Raw genomic sequence first — 25648 nt, forward strand, 5'->3', positions numbered from 1 at the left:
CTTGTGGCGTCTTCAGGAAAAGAGCGAGATTATGAAACTGCCACCATTAAGTTTTGCCGCTATAGTTATATCCGTAGCATTCTCTGCCGTCGCCTCTATTGCATCGGCAGAAAACATAGGTAGTGTAGACACGGCCTTCAAGCTCATAGGCCCGGACCATAAAGTCGTGGTAGAAGCCTATGATGACCCCAAAGTGAATGGCGTTACATGTTATATATCACGTGCCAAGACGGGTGGTATCTCTGGTGGCCTGGGCTTGGCTGAAGACAAATCTGAAGCTTCCATCGCTTGCCGTCAAGTTGGTCCTATCAGTTTCACGGGCTCACTCAAGCAACAGGATGAAGTCTTTAATCAAAGCTTGTCCATCCTGTTCAAAAAGCTACGCATCGTGCGCATGGTAGATCAAAAACGCAACGCTTTAATCTATCTGACTTATTCCGATAAACTGGTTGATGGTTCACCCAAGAATAGTGTCACTGCTGTTGCGGTCGATCGTAGTACGCCCATCCCTGTCAAATAGCGAGGCGGAAGTTAGTGAGAAAAAGGCTGGAGTCAGGCAGGGTCTGATATGTAAAAAATGTTTGGGTTTTTCTACCCAGCAATGAATTACGCTTACAATAGCAGACTGTAAGCGTAAGCCTTCCCTAGCGTATCAACTGTACTAATATGACAAGCCCTGCTGCAGCCCCCAGGCTGACCACTGAACAATCTGTTGATGCGCTCGTCAAGACGATACGCATACCGCCGCGTCCCAGCTTGCTGGCTGACGTGCAGGCTGAGCTTGCAGCCGACGACCCCGACCCGCGCAGATTGACTGGTATTATTGCCAACGATGTGGCCATGTCGGCATCTTTATTAAAGCTGGCAAACTCATCTTTCTTTGGTTTGCGGCTGAAAGCCAAATCTGTGGAGCATGCTGTCAATTTGTTAGGAATTACCCAGTGCGGTAATTTGATGACAGGAATTATTGCCAGGCAAAGTATACAGGTTGAAAAAATATCACTGGTCAAGTTCTGGGATTTTTCCACCAAGCGTGCCCAGGCCATGACACAACTGGCAAGACGCATGCGCGTATGCCCGGCTGATATGGCACATACGTTTGGGTTGTTTTGCGACATAGGTATACCCTTGCTGCTGGAACGCTTCCCTGATTATGCCGAGACCCTGGAACTGGCTCATGAGGAAGCTCAAGAGACCTTTAGCGCGGTAGAAGAGCAGCGTCACAATACTTCGCATACTGCCATAGGTTCTCTGATGGCCCGCACCTGGGGTTTGCCTGAAACAGTTTCACTGGCGATACTGTTACATCACGACTATAGCGTGTTGCATGATCCCAATACCGAAGATGCGGTCAAGAGCCTGATCGCGCTGGCATTATTGGCTGAGTATGGAATACAAAAATACCATGGTCAGGAGTATTCTTGCGAATGGGAAAAAGGTGGCGAAGCCGCCTGTGAATTTTTGGGTCTGTCTGCTGACGAAGTGGACGACAGATTTGAAGAACTACACGAATTATTCAATCACGTGCACTGATCCCTTCTTTGCCGGTAAGTAATTTTCGAAAAGAATTCTCTAAAGAGCCGTCCAGTATCATGGACGGCTTTTTAACAAGTTGGCAGGCAACATGAAGATAGCCCGCAATAATTCAAATACGCCATTCACCGCTATGCACAGTACACGGAAGGGTAGCAACAATAGCCACACCAGTGGGTACAGCACCAGGGCCAGTATGGCTAAAGGCCAGCAGAGTACAAACAAGATAATCCAGATCAGAAAGCCTAGCATCATTTTTCCTTAAGCGATGATGATGTGCAACAAGCTGCTCAGGATAACCAGGGCGATAGTAGCGATGACAACGCCGTCCATGTTTGCTGTGATGTTCATGATATTTCCTTTCAATTCGGGTGGGAGTGATTGCACTGTAGATCGCCGTCATGCGGGTCGCCAGCAGCAAGCGACGAAGTGCAATTTCCTAGTATCGGAATGCGTTTGGGGCGGATGAATTGAGGGAGCGGATTTGCGATGCTAGGGGTGTTTATTCACAGCAGGCTGGCTGCCTGAGCACAACTGCTTTTTACAGCAATTTCTTATTTACCTCTTCTATTTACAGGACTTGTTTAATCACAACAAAGTCTTGCTGGACATCCACCAAATTCTTTGCATAAGAGTCTGTCGCAAACAAGAGCAGGGCGATGAACAAGAGCTTACGTATCCATAGATTGTGCAAAGACATGCTGTTCTCCTTTTGGAGCTATAGCTAACAGCATAGTACAAAAACAATATTTAATTTGAATAATTTATCGATAAATATGAAGCCTGTGCTTTGAACTGGCAGCATTTTTTCCCGATGAACCAGGCAAATAAATTCTTGACAGGGTCAGGAAAAGCTCGCAAACTTCAATTATTAGTCAAGTGTATAGTAATTATTGAAGAGAGAAGAAATGGCCCGTCCATCCCAACAATTAGATGAAGTTTTATTGCAGAGTGGCCGCGCCCTGTTTGCCCAGCATGGTTGCGGTGGATTGTCCTTGCGCATGCTGGCTGAGCATGCGCAAGTCAATGTGGGCATGTTCCATTATCACTTTAAAAACAAGGACAATTTCCTGACCCAATTGCTGCAAACCATGTATGAGGAAGTATTTGCACAACTGCAGGCTGAAGTTAATCATGAAGGCTCACCTATGCAGCGACTGCGCGAAGCGCTCTGTCTGTTGGGGCGTTTATTGCGTGAGCATGGCAGCTGGATAGGGCGGGTCTGGGCAGACGCGGCCCTGGGCGAAAAAGTCGCCAGACAGTTTCTTGAAAAGAATGGCGCCCGCCATGTCTTACTGATCACAGGTTTGCTGATGCAGGCCATGCAGGCTGGCGAGATAGCCCTGGTGCAGCCTGCCCATGCCCTGTCGTTTTTGATGGGTAGTGTTGCGGCCCCCATGGTCATCGTCCCGCGTGCATTGGAGATGGGCTTTGTGCCAGCGATGCTGCAAGAACCCCTGAGCCAGGTATTAAGCGATGCAGCCATTGCCGACCGCGTCAACCGCGCCCTGTATGCGCTGGCTGCAACGAATGAGGAGTTACAACGTGCATAAAAAATTCAAACCCGCGATGACATTTATCTCGGCTCTCGCCATGTTTGCCATGTTGACTGCCTGTAATGAAAAAACATCGACCAACTGGTCAGGTTATGCAGAAGGGGAATACGTCTATATCTCTGCACCATTGGGTGGCAAGCTTGACAGCATCAAGGTGCAGGCAGGGCAACAAGTGACCAAGGATAGCCTGTTGTTTGCCCTTGATGCCGAAGCTGAAAATGCTGCCCATGATGAAGCCAATGCCCGCCTCATTAGCGCCAAGGCACAAGCCAGCAATACAGAAAAAGGCAGACGCAATGAAGAGATTGCCGTCAGCCAGGCACAACTGATCAGCGCACAGGCGCAGGCAGCACTGGCAAGGCAGGAGCTGGCACGCCAGCAGCAACTGGTGGGGCAGGGCTTTGTGTCCAAATCCCGTATGGACGATGCACAAACCAATGTCAAACTCGCGGAAGCCCGCGTAGCAGAACTGAGCGCCGCATTGAGTGTCGCAAAACTGCCAGCGCGCGTAGATGAACGCGCTGCCGCCCAGGCTGGTGCTGACGCGGCCAAAGAAGCCTTGCGCCAGACCACCTGGCGCTCAGGACAAAAATCACAAAACGCACCTGCAAATGCGCTGGTGGCAGAAGTATTTTTCCGCCAGGGGGAATATGTGCAGCCGGGTCAACCGGTATTGTCCCTGCTGCCGCCAGAAAACCGCAAAGCCAGGTTCTTTGTGCCGGAAGGCGAGCTGGGCAAGATCGCTGTTGGCCAGGCTGTCAGCCTGCATTGCGATGGCTGCGCAGCAGCTATCCCCGCGCACATTTCCCGTATCGCCAGCCAGGCTGAATACACACCGCCCGTGATTTATTCAAATGCGCAAAGAGCCAAGCTGGTATTCATGGTCGAGGCCAAGCCAGATCAGCCCGGTAAACTCTTGCTGCATCCCGGCCAGCCCCTGGATGTTTCGCTGCTGACTACAACAAGCACAGGAAAAGCACAGTGAATGCCGCAATGAATACCAGCGTTGATACAGGAAATCTCGCCATCAATGTCCATGACCTGAGCAAATCCTATGGCGGTCGCGCGGTTGTAGATAAAGTCGAACTGCAAGTTGCCAAAGGCCGTATCTGCGGTTTTCTGGGGCCGAACGGCAGCGGCAAGACCACCACCATACGCATGTTGTGTGGCTTGCTGACGCCCGATGCTGGCACGGGTTCCTGCCTGGGGCTGGATATCATCAAACAGGCAGAGCAGATCAAACGCCAGGTAGGTTATATGACGCAAAAATTCGGACTGTATGATGATTTGTCGATACGCCAGAATCTGGATTTCGTGGCACGCCTGTTTGAACTGCCAAGCAGAAAAAATGCAGTTGACCAGTCTCTCGAAAGATTGGGCCTGACAGCCCGCCAGCATCAACTGGCAGGGTCATTGTCGGGTGGCTGGAAACAAAGGCTGGCACTGGCTGCGTGCCTCATCCATGAGCCACGTCTGCTGTTGCTGGATGAACCAACGGCTGGAGTGGACCCCAAAGCGCGTCGCGATTTCTGGGACCAGATTCATTTGCTGGCTGACCAGGGCATTACGGTGCTGGTGTCCACCCACTACATGGATGAAGCAGAACGCTGCCATGAACTCTGCTATATCGCTTACGGAAAAATACTGGCCCGTGGCACCGAGGCAGAAATCATACATGACTCCAAACTCAAGGTCTGGACCCTGCAAGGTGAACAACTAGGTAGCTTGCTGGAGTCATTGAAATCAGCCCCGGGTGTATTGAGTGTGGCCGCATTCGGCAATGCTGTCCACGTAGCCGGGCTGGACGAGGCGCTGGTCTTGCAGGCACTCGATGGCATAAGGCATCAAGCCAATATACAAATCACGCCGAGTGCGGCGAATCTGGAAGATGTCTTTATCAGCCTGATCGCCAGTGCACCTGATAATTTTTCCAAAGATGATATCCGTCAAAAGGTGGCAGCATGAAGCGTTTTTCTCTGGCGCGCATGTTTGCCATCTTCATCAAGGAATTCCAGCAAATGATGCGTGACCGCCTGACCTTTGCCATGGCGGTCGGCATCCCCATTTTGCAGCTCATCCTGTTTGGCTATGCCATCAATACCGACCCCAAGGGTTTGCCAACTGCCGTAGTCAGTACCGACAACAGCCCCATGGCGCGCAGCTTTGTCGTTGCCATGCAAAACACTGGTTACTTCCGTATCGATTCGGTAGGGCAGAGTGAGCAAGAGGCAGAACGCTTGCTGGAAAACGGAAAAATACAATTCATGCTGGTGATACCGCCACAATTCACTCAACAAATGGTGCGTGGTGAGAAACCGGCTTTGCTGATATCTGTCGATGCGACCGATCCATCCGCATCGGGCAATGCAATTGCTGCACTGAATGCCATCGCCACCCAGGCCTTGCATCATGACTTGAAAGGCCCTTTGCAATACCTGCAAACCGGCACGCCCGCTTATGAAGTGCGTGTACACCGCCGCTATAACCCTGAAGGCCTGTCACGCTATAACATCGTCCCCGGCCTGATCGGCACCATACTCACCATGACCATGGTCATGCTGACTTCACTGGCCATGACACGCGAACGCGAGCGCGGCACCATGGAAAACTTGCTGGCAACCCCAGTACGTCCGGCAGAAGTCATGGTCGGTAAAATCCTGCCCTATGTGCTGATGGGCTATATACAACTGGGCGTCATCATCAGCGCTGCCTTTCTGTTATTTGAAGTACCAATGATGGGCAGCTTCAGCCTGCTGATGAGCATGATAGGTGTCTTCATCCTGGCCAACCTGGCAGTCGGCTTCACTTTTTCCACAATAGCCAAAAACCAGTTGCAAGCCATGCAGATGACTTTCTTTTTCTTTCTGCCATCCATGCTCCTGTCCGGCTTCATGTTCCCTTTCCGCGCCATGCCAGAATGGGCGCAAGTCATAGGTGAAGCTTTGCCTCTGACGCATTTCCTGCGCATCGTGCGGGGTATTTTATTAAAGGGAAATACCGCAGGCCAGCTCATGCCTGAGCTATGGCCCATGCTGGTATTTTTACTGTTGGCCGGGTTTGTGGCTTTGAAGAGGTATAGGCAGACGCTGGATTGATGCATCTCTACAGACATTGTCAATCAAGGGTCAATTGATTAGTTTCGATTTGATTTAATGCCCAGTGATCACATTGTTCCTCAGATCGGGTCTCATCTAATGCATGCGAGATTTCATGTAGGAATAAATGGATCAAAAATATTTTTTGATCTGTTATTTTTCTTATTTGATCGATCGAGAAATAATTTGAATGTTCAATGCCTGCCAATACGGATGAGATGTTTTCAGATGTTAGATATTGATTGATTAAAATTAAGTGGCGGCCATTTTCTAGATTTTTTAAAGTTTTGGCTATACGAAATGGGTGATCTTCTGAGACCCCTTTTTCTTCGCACCATTTAAAAATGCTAGGAACAATTTCTATATCAACTTGAATGTAGCGTGAAGATAAATTCCGTAATTGGTCGACATAATTTAAAACGCATAAATTCTCTTCCATGTCAGGCACCTGTTAAATAGATTGTTTTAATCTCAAATGTTCTTGGCGTGACACCAATGCCAAGGCTCATACTGAAACCCGCTGCTATTCCCCGGCGGGTAAGACATGTAAAAACCAAATCGCCCGGCATTATTTTGTAACCAGGCAAAGGCTGCCGTCGTGTCGAAAGAGATTTCCAGTTCTGGATCTTCTGGCGTGGCGATGTCGATGGCGCGGCCAGTGTGATGTTCGCTGTAACCGGGTGGGGCGCAGACCAGCAGGATGTCTTCCAGTTGCTGGCCCTCAGCCAGTTTGTCGCTGATGATCTCGGTTTGTCTGGCGACGCTGCGGAAGGCTGAAATCATCAATAGTGCTATGCCGTCCTGGCTGGCAGCTTTCTTCATGGCTTGCCAGGCCAGATTGGAGGCAGGTGTCAGCAGGTATTGCCTGCCATCTTCTCCGGTTTCTGCCAGTACCAGTTCTGCGGCCTCTTGCTGCTGTAGCAGGCCACGCTGTTCCAGCAATTGCGGCGGAATGGTGAAGTTTTCAGCGTGACCAACTGCCATGTTTATTTTGCTTTCAGGTTGGCGATCAGGGTATCCAGCATGGCGGCGGTTTCTGCATCTGGCATGCCGTCAAATTTTGTTGGCCGGTACTTGGTCTGGAAGGCGATCAGCACGCTGCGGGTGGCTTCATCAAGCAGGCCGGTTTGCGGAATGCCGTAACCATATTGTGCGAGTTTTTGCTGGAACCATTTGATCTCTGGTAATTGCAATTCATAAGCTGTCATGCGTTGCGCGACTTCATCTGCCTTGGGCCAGGGGATCAGGCCGGCGTCGGCCAGTTGCTTCCACGGGAACATTGGGCCGGGGTCAGATTTGCGCATGGGGGCGATATCGGAATGACCAAGTATATATTCAGGGCGTATCTGGTAACGCAGGGAGATGTCCTTGACCAGGGCAATCACACGGTCTATCTGGGCTTGTGGGAAGGGGAAATAAATGCGGCCTTCCGGCGTATCCTTGAAACCGAGATTGACGATTTCTATGCCTATGGAACTGGCATTCAGACGGCTATAGCCTTTCCATTCACTGAGACCGGCATGATAAGCCATGTGATTTTCTGGCACCAGTTGCCAGACCTTGATGGGGTCTTCATCACCGACGAGATAATTTGCGCTGACGGCCTGCTGGCTGAGTACCCGCAATGAAGTGGGCTGATCCAGTGCGGTGTAATGCAGGACGATGAATTGCACGCGTTCTTCCTGGCTCTTGGCAGAAATGCTGGTATCGAGTCTGCCCATGGGGCCGACCGTGGCACAGCCGCTGATGAAGATGCTGGCAGCAGCAAATAAGCTATATAGACTGACTTTATTCATGATAGTTTTTTGAGTTGTCGGGCAGCGAGTCGTGCTGCGGAAAAATGGGCTTCGCAAGTACTCTGGCGCAGACTGATTTCTGGCGACAGATGCAGGCGCAGGGATTCTACTATGGCGGGATGCAGTTCTTGTACCCTGCCGCTGAGTGCAATGGGCTTATTGCCAAAACGGGTGCACATGGCCATGCCCAGACGTGCCAGTTCCTTGCCTGCGCTTTGTAATATGGCCATGGCGACCGGGTCGCTATCGGCAGCGGCAGCAACGGCCATAGCCAGCTTGCCTATGTCGCCACGGCTGCGGTGGTAGATAAAGTCACGTGATATGTTCCAGTCATTGCCGCCGATGAGCTTGAACAGGCGCTTCGCCATTTCTGAATTTTTCCAGTGATCGGGATGCTCATCTTCGGCGCGCCATAGTTTGCGCATGGCTTCACGCGCAATCCAGAAACCACCACCGGCATCATCCAGCAAATAACCACGACCACCGGCGCGGTGAAACTCACCATTTGCATCTATGTAGGCAGCGATGGAGCCGGTACCGGCATAAATCAGGTAACCCGTACCTGGTTTGAAAATATCGAGGTAGGCAATTTCTATATCATTGCTGACCAGAATTTGTTCTTTTTCCAGATCAAAGCAGTCGGCCAGCATATCTGGCAGGGTATGGGCATCACCACCAAAACCGGTAATGCCTGCACGTATGCTGCTTACCTTGCCATGGCTGCGCGTGGCGGCGGCCAGACTGGCAAATACCTGGTGTACGGCTTGCGTACCTTCAGCGTTATCGGTTTGCAAGGCAGTCAGACCGGCAGCAGTGCCGCTGGCAAGGATTTGTTCATCTTTAGTCGCCAATGCCCAGCGGGTTTGCGTGCCGCCTGCATCTATACCCAGTGCAATGTCGGTGGTTTGCAGTGGCAAGGGCGTTTGCTGGTCAGATGGCATAAATGTAGGCTGGTGTGCTGATTTCTGGGGAATTTGATGAAACATCGTGGAGCTGAATCGCAATAACTGGCAGTTGTTCGTTTATCATAGGGCGCTTCTGGCACTGGCAGCGAATGAAAAGATGCATCCGGCTTATAACTTTTTGCTATGAAGCAGCAGCAAAATTTCAATCGCAATCCCGGTATTTTACTGGGAAGATGAACCCTACCACTTAAGAAAAAGATCAAGATGACAAGCGAGACAGTCACTGCAGTCAACAATCCTGAGGTTCCGGCGGGCGGGGTCTGGCGCTGGATACCGTCATTGTATTTCAGCCAGGGCATTCCATACGTCGTGGTAATGACACTTTCCGTCATTATGTACAAAAACCTGGATATTTCCAATTCAGACATTGCCTTATATACAAGCTGGCTATACCTGCCGTTTGTGATCAAGCCTTTCTGGTCTCCTTTCGTGGACATGTTCAAGACCAAGCGTTTCTGGATTGTTACGCTGGAACTGGTGATTGGCGCACTCTTTGGCCTGGTGGCCTTAACTATCCCCATGCCGGGTTTTTTCCAGGCTACGCTGCTGGTCTTCTGGTTATTAGCATTCAGTGCTGCTACCCACGACATCAGTTCTGACGGATTTTACATGTTGGGGCTGGAACAGCATCAGCAGGCTGCTTTTGTTGGTGTGCGCAGCATGTTTTTTCGCATGGCCATGCTGTATGGGCAGGGGGCTCTGGTGTATATGGCAGGTTCGCTGCGTGATCTGACGGGTGATGTCAGGTTTGCCTGGGTTGTAGTTTTTAGTGTACTAGCGATGAAGTTCATCAGTCTCGCGGTTTACCATAAATGGGCTTTGCCACGCCCTGCCAGTGATACGGCGCATGGTGACCCAAATCAGGTGGTGGCGACTTTCTTCACGATCTTTGGCAAGTTCATCAAAAAGAAAAACATCTTGCTGACCATTGCCTTTCTCTTGCTGTATCGCTTTGGTGAAGCGCAACTGGTGAAGATGGCACCACCGTTTTTGCTCGACAGTGTGGATAAGGGGGGGCTAGGCCTTTCTACACAGGCAGTTGGTATCGTATATGGCACCATGGGCATGATTGCTCTGACCATAGGTGGTCTGGCAGGGGGCGCGCTGATCTCTCGTTTTGGTTTGAAGCGTATGCTCTGGCCCATGGCACTGGCGATCAATGTACCGCATCTGGTGTATGTGTACCTGGCCTTTGTGCAGCCACAAAATATTTATCTGATCGGCGCTGCTGTCGCCATAGAGCAAATGGGTTATGGCTTTGGCTTTACGGCTTATGTGCTGTACATGATCATGATTGCCGATGGCGAACACAAGACGGCACATTATGCGATTTGCACAGGCTTCATGGCGCTGAGCATGATGTTGCCCGGCATGTTCAGTGGCCGCTTGCAAGAGTATCTGGGCTATGCCCATTTCTTTGTCTGGATATGTATCGCTGCCGTGCCTACCTTTATCGTCACCGCCCTCATTAAAGTGGACCCGGCTTTTGGCAAAAAAGCTGAATAGAGGCTGAATAAAATATGAACAGAACTACTTATCCTTATCACTTTCAAAGCAACAGCTACAGCTCACCACAACCTGGCAGCAGTGTCATTATCACCGGTGCCGTGCATGGCAATGAAACCTGTGGCACCCAGGCCATACGCCGCGTCATTGCTGAACTGGAAGATGGCAGCCTGCAATTGCTGGCTGGCCGTTTGACGCTGGTGCCGGTATGCAATCCGCTGGCTTACAAAATGGGACAAAGGGAAGGCGAACGCAACTTGAACCGTCGCCTGATACCGACAGCAGATGTGCAGGAATTTGAAGATCATGTGGCAAACTGGTTATGCCCTCTGATGGCTCAGCATGATGTCTTGCTGGACCTGCATTCTTTCCGTAGCCAGGGAGAACCTTTTGTCCTGATAGGACCAGAAAATAACCGTGGTCCCATAGAATCATTCAGTCATGAACAGCAGGAACTAGCGATGGCCATGCGCCTCGGTGTGCACAGACTAGTCGATGGCTGGCTCAGTACTTATGCCCGTGGCGTACAACGACGCCAGGAGCGGCTGGCCCATGATGCGGATGCCAAAGCCATCGCAAATGCAAATACACAGTTTGGCGTCGGTACGACAGAATACATGCGCTCAGTCGGCGGTTATGCCATGACGCTAGAATGCGGCCAGCATCTTGACCCGCAAGCGCCAGCGGTGGCTTATGCCGCCATCGTCAACAGCCTGCGTCATCTGGGTGTGATTGCCGGTGCAGTGCCAGAACCTGTGGCACAGATGGAAGCCCTGCGCATCTATGATGTCATCGATAAACTGCATGATGGCGATAGTTTCGTGCGCGAATGGCGCAGCTTTGATGAATTGAAACAGGGCGAGCTGATAGGCATGCGCGCTGATGGCACTGAAGTCAGGGCAGATCAGGATGGTCGTATCATCTTCCCTGATGCAAGTGCCAGTGCCGGGGAAGAGTGGTTTTACCTGACCAAGCCTAACCCTCGTCTGGCCGAATTTGCAAAGGCCAAAGCATGAGTTTGCGTTTCTTATTTTTGGCATTGCTGAGTGTGTCTGTCCTGATCAGCGTGACATCTGCACATGCCGCAGTCAGCACTGAAAAAGTCTTGCGTGTGCTGGCGACCACGCCAGAGAGCAGTCTCGACCCGGCAGTAGCATCGGACGTACCTTCGGTCAGTATCAACGAAAATATTTTTGAACCCATGCTGCGCTATGACTACCTGGCGCGGCCTGTCAAACTCAAACCCAATACTCTGAAAAGCATGCCGGAAATCCTGGATCAGGGCAAAACCTATGTCCTGCATCTGCAACCTGGGATCATGTTTACACCTGACCCTGCATTCAAGGGCAAGCCCAGGGAATTGACTGCGGAAGATTATATCTACAGCATCAAGCGCATCTATGATCCTGCTGTCAAGTCGCCGTGGCTGTTCATGTTTGAAGGAAAGTTACTCGGTGATGAAAAACTCAAACCAGCCAAAGATGGCAAGGGCCTGGACTTCAATTTGCAAACCAGCATACCCGGTTTGCAAGCCGTGGATAAATACACGCTGCGCGTACGATTGAATGCGCCAGACAGTAATTTCCTGTTCATCCTCGCAACTACCGCTACTGGTGCAGTGGCCAGGGAAGTGGTTGAGGCTTATGGCAACCAGGTTGGCAATCACCCTATAGGTACTGGCCCTTTCATACTAGGCCAGTGGCAGCGCAGTTTTCGCATAGAGTTACTGGCGAATCCGCAGTACCGCAAAGTCGTGTTCAATGACCAAGGTGCTGATGACAATACCAGGAAAATTGCTGCCAGCCTGGCGGGGCAGACTTTGCCACGTGTCAGCAAGGTAGAAATCAAGATCATGGAAGAGCAGCAGTCGCGCGTGCTGGGTTTCCTTAACCATGAGTTTGACTATCTGGAACAAGTGCCACCACCACTGTCGAATATGGTACTGGATGATGGCAAGCTCAAGCCTGCACTACAGCAGCAGGGCGTACGCCTGTCCCTGTTCACCCCACTGCAGACTTATTACATGTGGATGAATATGGAAGATCCGGTGATAGGTGGTTATACGCCAGAGAAAATCGCCTTGCGCCGTGCCATTGCCCTCAGCTACGACAGCAAGGAAGACATTGCTCTGATGGAAAAAGGTCTGGCGATACAGGCTCAATCACCTCTGCCGCCCAATGTACTGGGTTACGACGCCAACTATAAAACCCCGGTGCAATATGATGTGAAGCTGGCCAATGCCTTGCTCGACAAGTTTGCTTATAAACGTGCCGCAGATGGTTACCGCAAGCTGCCTGACGGTCAGCCCCTGCATCTGCAAATGCATAGTCTGGCCAGTACTACCGGTCGTTTGCGCGACGAAGTGTGGCGCAAGAATTTGGATGCGATTGGCATCCATGTCAGCTTCAAAACCGACAAACATTCAGAAGTCTTGCGTGCGGCCCGTCTTGGCAAGGTACAGATGACTGAGGCCAACTGGATTGCTGACTTCCCCGATGCCGAGAATTTTTACCAGCTCCTGTATGGTCCCAATGCTGGCCGTGCCAATTACTCGCGCTTCAACCTGCCAGCCTTTAACAAACTGTATGAAGAAGCCATGCGCCTGAGCGACAGCCCGGAGAGAACGGCTATTTACCGGCAAATGGCCCAGCTCATGCACGGCTACAGCCCCTGGGTGCCGCGTATACATCCGGTGACGGCAGATTTATCTCAGCCCTGGTTGCAAAACTACTATAGACATCCAGTGGATTTCACAAGCTGGCGCTATGTCGATGTTGATGTTGCTGCCCGTAATAAAGTATTAAAATAAATTGCATTGATTGTCTGATGGAAGTTCAAAGCTTGATCATTCCATCTGGTTATATGTCATCGGTAAGTTTTCATTGGCAGGTGCAGGTGACTCACCCTATGCTGCAATTATGAAAAACTCTGTTGTGTGGAGAATGTGTGCGTTGTGAATTGATTGCTGATCATCCTGATTTTTGCCGGCTCGATACCGTCAGCGGCATAGTTATCGATTTACGTTATGTCGGTGCCGACAATTTTGTCGGTCGTGAGTTATATGGTGATCTGGACTGTAGCTGGTTGCACCGTGAAGCGATAGCCGCCCTGCAGGCTGCGGTCAACTGGTTGCACGAACATCACCCTGACTTGCGCATACTGGTACTGGACGCCCTGCGCCCGCACCGTGTGCAGGAAATGCTGTGGCAACACCTGGATGGTACACCCTTGCGCATGTACGTGGCCGACCCGGCACGGGGCTCCATCCATTCCTTTGGCATGGCGGTGGATGTGACTCTCATTGATGCTGATGGCAAGGAACTGGATATGGGCAGCGGCTTTGATGCACTCGAAGAAAAATCACATCCGGCGCTGGAACAAAGAATGCTGGCCGAAGGTCAGCTCACCCAGCACCAGCTAGACCAGCGCGGTATATTGCGGGCGGCAATGGCACATGGTGGATTCAGGGGCATCAATAGCGAATGGTGGCATTTCAATTGTGGTGACCCGGTGGTCGTGCGTGAAACCTATCTGCGTATTGACTAAGGATGCAGTCTTATCCTGCCCGCTGCCTGTTCGTACTCATGTCCTTACTGGCAAGTCAGGTCATGGCACAAGTCAATCCAGAACTCGAACAGCAAAAGCAGGTGATGCAGCAGATAAGCCAACAATTGACTGCAATTGTCGCGCAGTCTGATACAGCGCTTTCCAGCCTGTCTGTACTGGCAATCAAGGCTGGTAAAGTCGTTTACCAGCAGCAGTTTGGTAAAGCTTATATCGACCAGAAAAATCCCGCCAATAGTCTGCCTGCTGACAGCCAGACCCTGTTTCGCGTTGCTTCGGTGTCCAAGATGGTTGCCGCCATAGGTGCCATGTGTCTGGTAGAACAGGGCAAACTTGACCTGGATACAGATATTAGCAACTACCTGGGTTTCAAGCTCAGGAACCCGCACTATCCGGATGTAGTCATTACTACCCGCATGCTGCTGAGTCACACATCATCCCTGCGGGATGACGGTGGCTATAACTTTTCGGCAGATGTTACTATGCAGAGTTTTCTGCAGCCTGGTGGCAAGAATTATGCGCAAGGTTTGCAATGGGCTGATCCGGCGACAGCCAAACCGGGAGAGAACTTTGCTCCTGGTCTTTATTTTCATTATGTGAATTTGAACTGGGGTGTGCTGGGCACCGTCATGGAAGCCGTCAGCGGCCAGCGCTTTGATATGCTCATGCAAAATCTGGTTTTGCAACCCTTGCAGATAGAAGGCGCGTATCACCCTGAACTCTTATCGACGGATGCCTTTTCGCGGCTGGCTGTCTTGTACCGCAAGCAGGCTAATGAAGTGTGGAATGCGCAAGGCCCGTGGGTGGCGCAGACAGACGATTTCCGCAATAAGCCTCTGCTTAAAAGGCAGCTGCAAAACTACGGGCTAGGCACGAATGCGACTTTGTCCAGCCCGCAAGGTGGCTTGCGCATCAGCGTGCAGGGTTTGAGCCGCATCATGCTGATGCTCATGAACCAAGGTGAGCTTGATGGAGTGCGTTTGCTAAAACCTGCCAGCGTCAAGGCTTTGACTGCAGAGCAATGGCGTTACGATGCAAGTAGTCACAATGGTGATGATTACCGTGGCCTGTTTCTGTCCTGGGGGCTGGGTTTCCAGCGTTTTACTGACACCAGCGCTGCGCATTATGGGGACAGGCTGGTACAGGCTAGACCTGCCTTCAAGCCGGTTGGTCATCTGGGGTTTGCTTATGGTTTGCAATCGGCCTTCCTGTTTGATCCGGCAGCACGTAATGGCATTATCTATGTCATAGGCGGTGTTGCGGCTGACCCGGAAAAAAATCCTGGTATCTATTCCAGTCTTAGTATTTGGGAAGAGCAGATACAGACATCGCTTTACACTCTGTTTTAGCTGGTACGGGCAATAAACTCAGCCCCAGCTTCCTTGATGCATTCGACGAAAGCGCGCGCAGAGCGTGACAGTGGCGTTGATTTTACCGTCAGCAGATACAAATCCACAGGAACATTTGGTGACAGCGGGCGACATTGCACTTTGCTATGGTCAGATGTGGCGGCAGTAAAGGGGTCGATGACGGCTGCGCCTGCACCCAGCTCCACCAGTGTCCTGGCCAGCAAGTAGGTCTGCACCACGGTGTAAGAAGTAAAGCTCAAACCTTGTTCTTCACAGGCATCCATGACGCGGCTGACGAGATGGTCATCGAGATCCAGCGCAATCAGGTTCTTGGGCAGGTCGGCAACGGGCAGGGCAGTATTGTCCAGGTTCTTTGCCCAGCTACCCAGCGGCGCGATGGCAGTCATGCTGCCGCGTATCAAGGGTTCAGACGCGATATTTGGGTGACAGGGGTCGTACAGGGACAGCGCAAAATCCACGTCGCCCAGCAACAGGGCATTGACAATCTCGCTGGTGTGATGGGTCGCCAGTGTGCAATGCACATTGCCAAATTTCTTGCGCCAGGCAGCCAGCGCAGTGGGGACTACGGTAATCGACAAGGTCGGTGTCGATGCCAGTCTGACGGCCTCGTCAGGGTGATTTTTCAAGTTGCTGGCCAGCCTGCGTACTGATTGCAAATCGCGGTTGAGTTTATCGACTTCAGCAAACAGCTTGTGCGCTTCTGGCGTGGGGTGCAGCTTGCCCTTGATGCGCTCGAACAGTTTCAGGCCCAGCTGTATTTCACAATGCTGCAAGACCTTGGTGGCGGCTGGCTGTGAAATATTCAACAATTGTGCAGCACCACTGATCGTGCCTGCCTGCATGATGGCATGAAAAACTTCGATATGACGCAAACGCATGGTGAAAGTCCATTCAGCAAAAAATCGAGCTTGATTGTAACGCCTGACAAGGGATGTTGTCGCGCTTATTGCCGCGTCTGCGGCTTGTGGCTTTATGGTCTGCTTTGCAGGGCAAGACGCAAGTTGTCACCGCAGGCCAGCAATTTGGCATGTGCGGCTGTCACGCTGATGTTGCTCAGGATAGCCAGTATGGCAGTCTTGACGTGGAAGTCGCATTCTTCCAGTATGCGGCGGCAATGTACTTCATCCCGCCCGGTTGCGTGCATGGTCAGGGCAACGGTGCGTCGCAGCAGTTTGACATTGGTCGGTTTGACATCCACCATGAGGTTGCCATAGACCTTGTGCAGCCTGACCATCAGGGCGCTGGAAAAGCTGTTCAGGGCGACTTTTTGTGAGGTGCCTGCTTTCAGGCGGGTACTGCCTGAAATCACTTCGCTGCCAGTATCCAGCGTGATGCCTATCTCTGCCTGCAAAGTCACAGGTGCGCCAGGATTATTGGCAAAGCCTATGGTCAGGGCACCCGCCTGACGCGCTGCCTGCAAGGCACCCAGCACATAGGGGGTAGCGCCGGATGCGGCAATCAGCATCACCACATCATTGGCGGTCAAAGCCAGTTCCTGAATTTCTTTTGCGCCTTGGTCAGCATCATCTTCCGCGCCTTCAACAGCCACAAACATGGCCTGCTTGCCACCTGCCAGCAAGGACAGGGCGCGCTCATTTGGCCATGAGAAGGTCGGCAATAATTCGACACCATCCAGCACACCCAGGCGGCCAGAGGTACCTGCCCCCACATACACCAGACGGCCACCTGCCAGTATGCGCGGTGCGGCGGCATCCACAGCCGCTGCGATCTGTGCCGCAGCCAGGCTGACGGCACGTATGGCATTGAACTGATCATCAATGAAGGCATCAACCAGTTGCGTGGTCGGGTATAAATCCAGTCCGGTGTGGTTAATGCTTGGTGCTTCTGTATTCAGCATGGCTTGATTCCTTTTCTCTCATTACCTTATGTCCTCTGCAGGCAGAGCACAAATGAAAGCTGATACCCGGCCCATAACTTCAGGTAATGCATGCGGCTGCAGGAATTATTTGCAGATACCCTTTGATCAGCTTATGCTGAGCTGTCATCAAAGCATAGGTAAAACATGCAAATTCGTCGTCATCTGATAGGGATACTGGCTATCAGCCTGCTGCTAGCGGCTTGTCAGTGGGGCTGGCTGCAAGGTGGCGATACCCGCCATCAATTAATCATTTCAGTCCCAGAGCAAAAAATGGTGTTGCTGGAAGATGGTAAGCAAGTAGCGGCCTATGCCATTTCTACCGCCAAACGTGGCATAGGTGATATGCCTGACAGTTATATGACGCCTGGAGGCCGCATGCAGATCGCCGAGAAAATCGGTGCTGGCGTACCCTTGGGCTCAGTCTTCAAAGACCGCATGCCAACAGGCGAAATCGTGGCTGCAGACGCGCCTGGGCGTGACCCCGTGGTGACACGCATCCTGTGGTTGCGGGGTACCGAAGTGCGCAACCGCAATGCTTATCCGCGTTTTATCTACATCCACGGTACGCCACAGGAAAGCCTGCTGGGTACGCCTGCAAGCTATGGCTGCATACGTATGCGTTCTGTCGATATTGCAGAGTTGTTTGAGCGGGTAGGTGTAGGGGCGGTAGTCGATGTAGTTGAAAAGCCCGTGGATATGACAGCATCCTGATTATTTAATTGAAAATATCTTTCAGGATTTACAATTTAATGACAATTTGAGTACATTTTTGAACTGATTCAATAGAGTGGCAGGCGTATTATGGCCAAGTGTTTCTATTCTGACAGCTCAATTGAAAGCTCAATATGCGCCCTACACTCCTATGCTCAAGCTTGCTGCTCGCCCTGGTTTCTGCCTGCGGCGGGGCAGGTACCGCTGCTACAGCCACTGCTTCCGATACCAGCAAGCCCCAGGCTGTCAGTACAGTCAAATCCTCGTTAACACGCAATGTTGCCCCGCAGACCAGTGATGCTGATCTGGCCGCAGCAGTGGCCGGAAATACCGAATTTGCTCTCAAAATCTTGCCTTTGCTGGATGCTCAGGGCGACAGTAACCTCGTCTATTCGCCATATAGCCTGACACTGGCACTGGAGATGGCGGCGGCAGGTGCCAAGGGTGATACCCTCAGCGGTATGGAAAAGGCGCTGGCTTTCCAGTTGCCGCAAAGCCGTTTGCAACCCGCCCTGAATCGTCTCGATTTACTGCTGGCAGATAAAACCTCGACGGCAGCCAAACCGAACGCCCAATTACCCAACCTGAATATCGCGAATGCCCTGTGGGCACAGCAGGGTTATAGCTTGCAAAGCAGTTACCTTGATGCACTCAGTGTGAATTTTGGCGCTGCTGTGAATTTGCAGGACTTCGTCAACGCTGCTGAACCTTCACGCCTGACGATTAATAACTGGGTAGCTGACCAGACCCAGCAAAAAATCAAGGACCTGATACCTGCCGGTGGAGTCTCACCAATGACTCGCGTGGTACTGACAAATGCGATCTGGTTCAAGTCAGACTGGGCACAGCCATTTACCAAAGAAGCGACGAGGAACCAGGATTTCACTGACCGTAAAGGCAGCGTGAAAAATCTGCCTTTCATGAATCTGACCAGCAATTTCCCTTATGTGCAGGGCAAGGGTTATCAGGCGGTGGAGCTGCCTTACATCGATAACAAACTCGCCATGTTGCTTGTTGTGCCTGATGCCGGCAAGTTTGATAGTTTTTTCCAGAGCCTGAGCAGCACTACTATCAGCGACATTACGACAGGCTTGAAAGACAATTACATTGCCCTGAGCATGCCCAAGTTTAACTTCAGTGCCAGCCCGGCGATGAATTCCAGTCTGAGCACTCTGGGCATGGGTGCTGCCTTTGATGCAAGCAAGGCAGATTTTTCCGGTATAAGCGGTAACCGCGAATTGTCGATTTCTGGTGTCGTCCACAAGGCCTTCATCAATGTTGATGAGAAGGGCACAGAAGCTGCCGCTGCTACGGGTGTATTGATCGGTGTCACAAGCATTAATGTGACTCAACCGTTGAAGTTGACGCTGGATCGTCCTTTCCTGTTCATGATCAGGGACAGGCAGACTGACCTCATCATCTTTATGGGTAAGCTCATGAATCCTGCTGCAAGCTAATCGATAGATGCTTTAGTTGTAGAGCATAAAAAAATCCCTTGGCATTAATGGATGCCAAGGGATTTTTGTTGTAGCTTTTTACTTGTGCGTTTTACTTGAACTTGTAATTCGCCAGCAAAGTAAATGCACGTCCGCGTGGATCAGCTACGCGTGGTTCCCAGGAACTGCCTGCACCGGTGTTGCTGTCATAAGTGATGGCAAATGGCGGGTCGGTATTGAAGATGTTTTTCAAACCAGCAGTCAGTGTCAGGTTTTTGATGCCGCTATAAGTCACGCTCATGTTGTAGATGATATAGGCTTTGACATTGGGATTGTAGTTGGATGGCATGACCAGGCCACTCTGTACGCCAGGCAAGACCTGGTCCTTGTAGCCAGCACGGTATATCTGCGTGAAGGTGCCTGTCCAGTCGCCCTGGGTGTAGTTGACATAGGCAGTATGCTTCCACCTCAGGCCCAGATCGCCGGTGAAGGTGAAGCGGCCAACTTCGCTCTCGCCATAAGGTGCGTTCGCCATGGGGCGGGATTTTTTCTCCAGCAGATAAGAGCCATCCAGACCGGCAGCCCATTTGCCATTCAGGATTGCACCATTCGCTTTTGCACCAAGTTCCACACCCCGGGTAATACTCGAACCGGCATTGACCCAGCGTTGATCAACGAAAATCAATGCGCCTGTACTGTCACGCAAGAACTGGTCTTTGAACAGCTCATAATTTTGCAGCATCGTAGTCAGGTCTATGGACATGATGGAATTTTCCTTACGGATTTCCCAGATGTCTGCGTTGGCACTGAAGTTACTGCTCGGTGCCCAGACCACACCTACTGTTCCTTGCTTGGCTTTTTCAGGACCCAGCGTGGTTTTACCGCCAGTCAGGATGTTTGGTGTGATGGCTGCGCAACCAGGTTTGCTGCTATCGACCTTCAAAGTCGGGCAGGTGGCTGGATCGGCCAGGTCTTTACCAGCATAAGGTGAATCGGTAATGCCGTTAAACAATTGATTGAACGAAGGGGCACGGAAGCCGGTGTTGTATGAACCACGGAACAGCAGCGTATCTGTTGGTGTATAACGGAAGCTCAGTTTTGGATTGAAGGTATTGCCAAAGCCTGAATAATGATCCTGGCGACCGGCAACTGTGACTTCCAGTGACTTGAACACCGGTACCAGTACCTCCGCATACACCGCACGTATATCGCGACTGACTTTAGGCAGTGCATTGCTGTCATCAAAAGGCGCATTCAGGATGGCAGGGCGCACGCTGGATGCCCTTGCATCGCCGTTGAAAGTATATTCTTCCTTGCGCACATCCATGCCAACAGCTGCCATGACAGCACCGGCAGGCAATTGCCAGATTTCACCGGACAGGGCAGCATCTGCCTGTGTCAGCGTGGTTTTGCCACCATACAATGTGACGCCTGCTGCGGAGGTGCTGTTGATCAGGTCAAGCGCAGCTTGTGACTGTTTTTCACCAGGCTTCAGGAAAGGATTGATGATGCCCGTACCCAGCGCATTCGCCAGGGCGACCGTGTAGTTATAACCGGTACCCAGTTTGGATTGGGACTCACTATAGGCACGTGACAGGCCGACGCGGTAATCCCATTTGCCTATCTGACCATCGGCACCCAATTGCAGGCGGCCTGCTTCTGTCTTGGTGGTAATTTCACGGTTACCGCATTCCATACAACGCCAGCGGTAGGCGATAGGCGCGCCGCGATTGGCCTCTATGCTGGGAAATACTGCAACGATGGCATTGAATACATCGTTGTAGGCAGAGCCTGTGCTTGGATAAAATGAAGAAGCAGGGAAGTTGGTGCCAGGAGAAACCTGGTTAGGCGAAAAGCGCTTGGACACTTCAACCTGGGAGCCGACAGCCTCGGCAAACAATTGATGTGTACCTATCCTGAAAGTGCCGCGCGCGACAAAGTTGTCGTTCTTGACGGGTTGCTGCAGGACAGCAGCGCGGCCAGTATCCCAGGCGCAGGCATATTTGGAGGATGCTACATCCCACAATTTGGCATCATAAGCCGCCATGCCATCGACGGCGCTACAACCAGCACCGCCCGGCAGGTTCAGCACATTGATGGCGTTCATGACCTGGGTAGTACCAGGGAAGACCGGGCCATTATTGCTCTTGTTGCTGAGTATGGTATTGGCCAGCGAGGTGGCAAATACAGTTGCATTCGGTGTGCCACGGGTATCAACCGACAAGCCGCGGTTAGGCTGGAAGGTATTCACAAAATCGCGTTGGTCACCGCGCAGGGCGTCGTTCTCGCTATGGGTGGCCGTGAGCAGGACATTGTAGCTATCTTTGTCCAGGTCACCAAAACCACCAACGACAGAGACGCGCTTGATATTGCCGCCACCTTGTTGGGAAATGTCGGTAAAGGCTTGGGCTTCCAGGCCATTGTAATTTTTGCGCAGGATGAAATTGATGACACCACCAATTGCATCCGTACCGTAGATGGCTGACGCACCATCTTTCAGGACTTCGATTCTTTCCACCGCAGCCATGGGGATGGAATTCAGGTCAACTGCCGAGCCCTTCATGCCATGGGTGGCAACGCGGCGGCCATTCAGCAATACCAGCGTGCTGTCGGCACCCTGACCACGCAGGTTGGCGGAGGAGGCACCGTTATTGCCGCGCTGGGCACCAGACGTGACGTCAGCATTACTGGCCAGATTGTCAGAACCATTGCCATTGATGTTCAGATTGGCAATAAATTGCTCGGCAGTGACGATGCCAGCTGCTTCCAGCTGCTTGCGGGTAATGACTTCAATCGGCAGGGCACCTTCGGAGGCAATGCGTTTGATGCTGCTACCGGTAATTTCTACTTTTTGCGGTGGCGGAGCAGGCAGTTCCTGTGCCTGTACCCATCCGCTGGTACCGGCAGAAATGCCTATCAGGGCGATGCACCTGGCTATGGTCTTTAACTTCACTGGTCTCTCCTTGGGTCGTACAACGTTGATGTGTGAGCGTTTTTACTTTCAACTATCGGCTTGAGCCGTAATTGATATAAATTTTTTCGATATAAATTTTTTGTATATGCCAGACTAGAGTTTTGCCATTAAGAGTGACAAATGAAAATATCATGTCGGGCGATAACCAAAAGATATGGGGTTTGTCTTCACAGGCTTGCCAGCCAGTGAAGGCGCTGATTTCAGAGAGGAAACCGGGAAAACAGCAAAGAAAAATACGTATGGACAAGCTGTCCATACGTATCTAAAAACCACACTTGCTTACCTGATTTATGTTGGCCCTGTTTCGGGGAAAACTTCAGGGCAAGCTATAACTGGCGCGCAAACCCTCTACACCCGTACGGCTGATAGCTGATACTGTCACCTGCCTGATAGCGCCAAGCTGAGGATCATCCGTGATATCGATGTTCATATTTTGGGCAGGTACCACAGAAAACAGCCATTGCTGGTCAGTGCGTTTCCAGATGGCCAGCAGGCGGGTATTGCTGGTATAGCTGAGTTGCAGGCGTAATGACTTCTTGTCGGCACTGGCTTCCAGCACCGCGCTGGCTGGCAGGCTATTGTCCAGCCATGGGCTGGCGGGGATCAGCGCCTGCGAGGTGTATTTCTCGCTCGCCAGGCGTTTGCGTATGTCTTTACGATTCTGGTTCAGCGCTGCCATGCTGAAATGCACGTGACCATTGCCAGCTTTTTCACGCATGGCATCTACCTGGTTCAAAATTTCATCGGCAGACCAGGATTTATCGGTGTTGTCTATACGACTGGTGTACAAGCCTGGCCAGATATGCTTGCCAGCGGGGTTTTGTGCCAGCCAGTAGTCATGTAAAACCTTGAAGGCCTGCGGCCCCTGATTGATGGGCCAGTAGAGCTGGGGAGCCAGATAATCGAGCCAGCCTTTGGCCAGCCACAGTTCGACATCTGCATACAGCTTGTCATATTGACTGAAACCGACAATGCCGGGTGGCAGACGATCTGGCCTGCCTATGCCAAAAGGGCTGATACCGAATTTCACCCAGGGCTTTTCCAGGTGCACGCGCTGATTGACGGCCTCGACCAGGCGGTTGACATTATCACGGCGCCAGTCGGCACGCGCCAGCTTGCCGCCGGATTGAATGTAGGCAACCCAGGACGGGTCATCAGGAAAGTCCTGCTCTGCGCCATTGCTGCCCTTGACCGGGTAAGGGTAGAAATAGTCGTCAATATGGATGCCATCGACATCATAACGGCGCACCACGTCACTGATGACATTCAGGGTTTGCTGCATCGCCAGCGGTTCACCAGGGTCCATCCATTGCAGGTCGCCATAAGTCTTCACTACCTGTGGTACCAGTTTGCTGATGTGGTTGGTCGCCAGCGCCATCCTGGATTGCGCAGTGCGGGAACGATAGGGGTTGAACCATGCATGCAATTCCAGACCGCGTGCATGTGCCTGTTCTACCCAGAATTGCAACGGGTCATAGTAGGGAGATGGGGGCCGGCCTTGCTCGCCCGTCAGGAATTCTGACCACGGTTCTATCATTGACGGGTAAATGGCATCCGCTGCCGGACGCACCTGCAAGACAATGGCATTCAGTTTCAACTGCACCGCATTGTCGAGTATGGTGATGACTTCACTCTTTTGTTTCTCTGTGTTCAGGTCACGGCGCGAAGGCCAGTCTATATTGGCCACGGTCGACACCCAGGCAGCGCGGAATTCACGCGGCAAGGGCGGCGCGTCTTTCACCTGCGTGGGATAATTGACCAGTGCATTTTGCGGGATGATAGTCAAGTCTGTTACCACTGGCTTGGCTGGCTGAGGCTTTACTGGCGGTGTCGCAGTAGTGCAGGCAAGCATGAGTGCACACGCAGATGCCGCCAGCGCAGGTAACTTGAACCGTTGAAGATAAATTTTCAAATTAGACAAAGTAAAAGCAGGTCGTGACGAAGGTTGTAGCGAAAGCATGGATAAACCAGAACTAATAAAGCAATTAAGGGCGAAAGACCTGAGATGCTACTGCATTACACTTTGACAAACCAGCGTTTCTTCCACATTGCCCAGGCAATCAGCAACATCAGCAGATTAAACAGCACTGCATACAGCAAGGATGCATTCAATGCATTCATGGGCAGAGCCTTGATCGGTGCATAGATAATCGCATGCAGGCTGGGTTTAGTGCCATCAGCCTGATCTACATGGATAAATCCCAGCATTTTGGCAATCAGGCCAGACAGAGTGAACAGGAACAGGGCATTCATGCCATACATGACAAGAGGATGACAGAGTTTTGCCATGGATTTTTTAATCATGGCTGAGGGATTGCCATCCAGCAGCCAGTAAAAACAGGCAAAGCTGACGAGTGCCCAGCCTGTCATGAAGATGCTGTAAGAAGGTGTCCACAGGCTTTTATTGATGGGCATGAACAAGGTATCGAGCAGCAGACCAATTGCTAGACAAGTCAAGCCTGCGACAAAGAACCAGGTAGTTTTTGTGGCGGTATCCTGCCTGCCGCTGAGCCAGCGACCAGCCCATGCGCCAAAGATCACACTGCAGACCGCGGGCAGGCTGCTCAGCACACCCTCCGGGTCCCAGGTTTTTGCGCGTTTCCATAAGTGCCCGTCGAGCAGCAGTCTGTCCAGCCATGCACCGGCGTCACGCCCGGGTTCCAGTGCTGCCCTGAACCAGGCTCCGTCTGCATCTGGCACAGGTATGACCAGCATAAGTATGGAGTATACAGCGATGAGGATGCCAACCCAGATCGCTTGCCATTTCCGGTCGCAATAAATCAGTATGGGGGCCGCCACAAAAGTACATAGGGCGATGCGTTGCAACACACCAGGTATGCGCACAGTTTGGAAATCAAAGCTGGGGATGAGATTCAACATCAGGCCTATCAGGAATATCCACAGAGCCCGCTTGGCCGTTTGCCTGAACAACTGTCCCTGGACATGGCCAGCCATGAGTTTTTGATGTAGCGATATATGCAGCGAGACGCCAACGATGAACAGGAAGAAAGGGAAAATACAGTCTGTAAAAGTCCAGCCTGACCATGCAGCGTGCTCTAACGGCGGGTACAGATGACCCCAGTCACCCGGATTATTCACCAGAAACATGCTGGCGATGGTGAAGCCGCGAAAAGCATCGAGTGACAGTAATCTTGATTTATTCATCGCGCTGACAAGATAGGCTGAAAAAAAGGGCGCTTGCGCGCCCTTGAAAATCTCGTTCGTCTTGGGGGAGTCATGAGAGTAATCCAACGAGGAAAGAA

Annotated in this window: 25 protein-coding genes; 14 read left to right on the forward strand and 11 right to left on the reverse strand. The window is 51.7% G+C overall.

Annotated elements, in window-relative coordinates:
* Positions 1-31 precede the first annotated feature (31 nt).
* Positions 32-520 (forward strand): CreA family protein, encoded by a 489-nt coding sequence (locus tag AC3WQT_RS20170; protein ID WP_492706441.1) that lies wholly within the window; start codon positions 32-34, stop codon positions 518-520.
* A gap of 146 nt (positions 521-666) precedes the next feature.
* The gene (locus AC3WQT_RS20175) at positions 667-1533 is read left to right on the forward strand and encodes an HDOD domain-containing protein (protein ID WP_492706443.1); all 867 of its coding nucleotides are present in this window, start codon (positions 667-669) and stop codon (positions 1531-1533) included.
* A gap of 57 nt (positions 1534-1590) precedes the next feature.
* Here AC3WQT_RS20175 and AC3WQT_RS20180 read toward each other — a convergent pair whose 3' ends face one another.
* A complete protein-coding gene (locus AC3WQT_RS20180; protein WP_492706444.1) occupies positions 1591-1788 on the reverse strand; it encodes a hypothetical protein in 198 nt (65 codons plus the stop codon).
* 316 nt (positions 1789-2104) lie between these two features.
* Positions 2105-2233: a hypothetical protein gene (locus AC3WQT_RS20185; RefSeq protein WP_492706446.1), complete on the reverse strand. Its 129-nt coding sequence runs from the start codon at positions 2231-2233 to the stop codon at positions 2105-2107.
* A 208-nt stretch (positions 2234-2441) separates the two neighbouring features.
* On the opposite strand from AC3WQT_RS20185, the gene AC3WQT_RS20190 reads away from it, so the two are divergent.
* Genes AC3WQT_RS20190 through AC3WQT_RS20205 form a run of 4 tightly spaced genes read left to right on the forward strand, consistent with a single transcriptional unit; the run spans position 2442 to position 6184 of the window.
* Positions 2442-3086: a TetR/AcrR family transcriptional regulator gene (locus tag AC3WQT_RS20190; RefSeq protein WP_492706448.1), complete on the forward strand. Its 645-nt coding sequence runs from the start codon at positions 2442-2444 to the stop codon at positions 3084-3086.
* The gene (locus AC3WQT_RS20195) at positions 3079-4074 is read left to right on the forward strand and encodes an HlyD family secretion protein (RefSeq protein WP_492706450.1); all 996 of its coding nucleotides are present in this window, start codon (positions 3079-3081) and stop codon (positions 4072-4074) included. Before AC3WQT_RS20190 ends, AC3WQT_RS20195 begins: the two co-directional genes overlap by 8 nt.
* Positions 4075-4082: 8 nt before the next feature.
* Positions 4083-5054, forward strand: coding sequence for an ABC transporter ATP-binding protein (locus AC3WQT_RS20200; protein ID WP_492706451.1), 972 nt, complete (start codon positions 4083-4085; stop codon positions 5052-5054).
* Entirely contained in the window at positions 5051-6184 is a 1134-nt protein-coding gene (locus AC3WQT_RS20205) for an ABC transporter permease (protein WP_492706453.1), read from the forward strand. The genes AC3WQT_RS20200 and AC3WQT_RS20205 overlap by 4 nt, the downstream gene beginning before the upstream one ends.
* 19 nt (positions 6185-6203) lie before the next feature.
* On the opposite strand, the gene AC3WQT_RS20210 is transcribed toward AC3WQT_RS20205, so the two are convergent.
* The 4 genes from AC3WQT_RS20210 to AC3WQT_RS20225 are packed head-to-tail and all read right to left on the reverse strand — an operon-like array spanning position 6204 to position 8921.
* Positions 6204-6623, reverse strand: coding sequence for a hypothetical protein (locus AC3WQT_RS20210; protein WP_492706455.1), 420 nt, complete (start codon positions 6621-6623; stop codon positions 6204-6206).
* 32 nt (positions 6624-6655) lie between these two features.
* The gene (locus AC3WQT_RS20215; protein WP_492706457.1) at positions 6656-7168 is read right to left on the reverse strand and encodes a M15 family metallopeptidase; all 513 of its coding nucleotides are present in this window, start codon (positions 7166-7168) and stop codon (positions 6656-6658) included.
* A gap of 2 nt (positions 7169-7170) precedes the next feature.
* Positions 7171-7980 carry an N-acetylmuramoyl-L-alanine amidase gene (locus AC3WQT_RS20220; RefSeq protein ID WP_492706458.1) on the reverse strand — a complete coding sequence of 270 codons (810 nt, stop codon included), beginning with the start codon at positions 7978-7980 and terminating at the stop codon, positions 7171-7173.
* Positions 7977-8921 carry an N-acetylglucosamine kinase gene (locus AC3WQT_RS20225; RefSeq protein ID WP_492706460.1) on the reverse strand — a complete coding sequence of 315 codons (945 nt, stop codon included), beginning with the start codon at positions 8919-8921 and terminating at the stop codon, positions 7977-7979. The genes AC3WQT_RS20220 and AC3WQT_RS20225 overlap by 4 nt, the downstream gene beginning before the upstream one ends.
* 228 nt (positions 8922-9149) lie before the next feature.
* Between AC3WQT_RS20225 and AC3WQT_RS20230 the strand changes: the two genes are divergently transcribed.
* The 5 genes from AC3WQT_RS20230 to AC3WQT_RS20250 all read left to right on the forward strand — a co-directional run bounded on the left by AC3WQT_RS20230 (position 9150) and on the right by AC3WQT_RS20250 (position 15364).
* Positions 9150-10451 carry an MFS transporter gene (locus AC3WQT_RS20230; RefSeq protein ID WP_492706462.1) on the forward strand — a complete coding sequence of 434 codons (1302 nt, stop codon included), beginning with the start codon at positions 9150-9152 and terminating at the stop codon, positions 10449-10451.
* 14 nt (positions 10452-10465) lie between these two features.
* Positions 10466-11467, forward strand: a complete 1002-nt coding sequence (locus AC3WQT_RS20235) for a M14 family metallopeptidase (protein ID WP_492706463.1) — start codon at positions 10466-10468, stop codon at positions 11465-11467.
* The gene (locus AC3WQT_RS20240; RefSeq protein WP_492706464.1) at positions 11464-13260 is read left to right on the forward strand and encodes an ABC transporter substrate-binding protein; all 1797 of its coding nucleotides are present in this window, start codon (positions 11464-11466) and stop codon (positions 13258-13260) included. The genes AC3WQT_RS20235 and AC3WQT_RS20240 overlap by 4 nt, the downstream gene beginning before the upstream one ends.
* A 137-nt stretch (positions 13261-13397) precedes the next feature.
* Entirely contained in the window at positions 13398-13997 is a 600-nt protein-coding gene (locus AC3WQT_RS20245) for a M15 family metallopeptidase (protein WP_492706466.1), read from the forward strand.
* A gap of 2 nt (positions 13998-13999) precedes the next feature.
* Complete coding sequence (locus tag AC3WQT_RS20250; RefSeq protein WP_492706467.1) at positions 14000-15364, forward strand: serine hydrolase domain-containing protein; 1365 nt, start codon at positions 14000-14002, stop codon at positions 15362-15364.
* On the opposite strand, the gene AC3WQT_RS20255 is transcribed toward AC3WQT_RS20250, so the two are convergent.
* Together AC3WQT_RS20255 and AC3WQT_RS20260 are read right to left on the reverse strand one after the other, a co-directional pair.
* Positions 15361-16263 (reverse strand): LysR family transcriptional regulator, encoded by a 903-nt coding sequence (locus AC3WQT_RS20255; protein WP_492706468.1) that lies wholly within the window; start codon positions 16261-16263, stop codon positions 15361-15363. The two genes, AC3WQT_RS20250 and AC3WQT_RS20255, sit on opposite strands and share 4 nt — an antisense overlap.
* A gap of 92 nt (positions 16264-16355) precedes the next feature.
* Positions 16356-17243 (reverse strand): N-acetylmuramic acid 6-phosphate etherase, encoded by an 888-nt coding sequence (locus AC3WQT_RS20260; protein ID WP_492706469.1) that lies wholly within the window; start codon positions 17241-17243, stop codon positions 16356-16358.
* A gap of 165 nt (positions 17244-17408) precedes the next feature.
* Here AC3WQT_RS20260 and AC3WQT_RS20265 point away from each other — a divergent pair, with 165 nt between their 5' ends.
* Positions 17409-17975 carry a L,D-transpeptidase family protein gene (locus tag AC3WQT_RS20265; protein ID WP_492706471.1) on the forward strand — a complete coding sequence of 189 codons (567 nt, stop codon included), beginning with the start codon at positions 17409-17411 and terminating at the stop codon, positions 17973-17975.
* 134 nt (positions 17976-18109) lie between these two features.
* Positions 18110-19432, forward strand: coding sequence for a serpin family protein (locus AC3WQT_RS20270; RefSeq protein WP_492706473.1), 1323 nt, complete (start codon positions 18110-18112; stop codon positions 19430-19432).
* Between the two features lie 91 nt (positions 19433-19523).
* On the opposite strand, the gene AC3WQT_RS20275 is transcribed toward AC3WQT_RS20270, so the two are convergent.
* On the reverse strand, positions 19524-22364 hold the full coding sequence (locus tag AC3WQT_RS20275; protein WP_492706475.1) for a TonB-dependent receptor domain-containing protein: 2841 nt from the start codon (positions 22362-22364) through the stop codon (positions 19524-19526).
* 152 nt (positions 22365-22516) lie between these two features.
* Here AC3WQT_RS20275 and AC3WQT_RS20280 point away from each other — a divergent pair, with 152 nt between their 5' ends.
* Positions 22517-22651, forward strand: a complete 135-nt coding sequence (locus tag AC3WQT_RS20280) for a hypothetical protein (RefSeq protein WP_492706477.1) — start codon at positions 22517-22519, stop codon at positions 22649-22651.
* Positions 22652-22701: 50 nt separating this feature from the next.
* On the opposite strand, the gene AC3WQT_RS20285 is transcribed toward AC3WQT_RS20280, so the two are convergent.
* On the reverse strand, positions 22702-24237 hold the full coding sequence (locus AC3WQT_RS20285; RefSeq protein ID WP_492706478.1) for a glycoside hydrolase family 10-like protein: 1536 nt from the start codon (positions 24235-24237) through the stop codon (positions 22702-22704).
* A gap of 164 nt (positions 24238-24401) precedes the next feature.
* Complete coding sequence (locus AC3WQT_RS20290; RefSeq protein WP_492706480.1) at positions 24402-25550, reverse strand: acyltransferase family protein; 1149 nt, start codon at positions 25548-25550, stop codon at positions 24402-24404.
* Between the last annotated feature and the right edge of the window lie 98 nt (positions 25551-25648).

The organism is Undibacterium sp. FW305-107 (assembly GCF_058788535.1).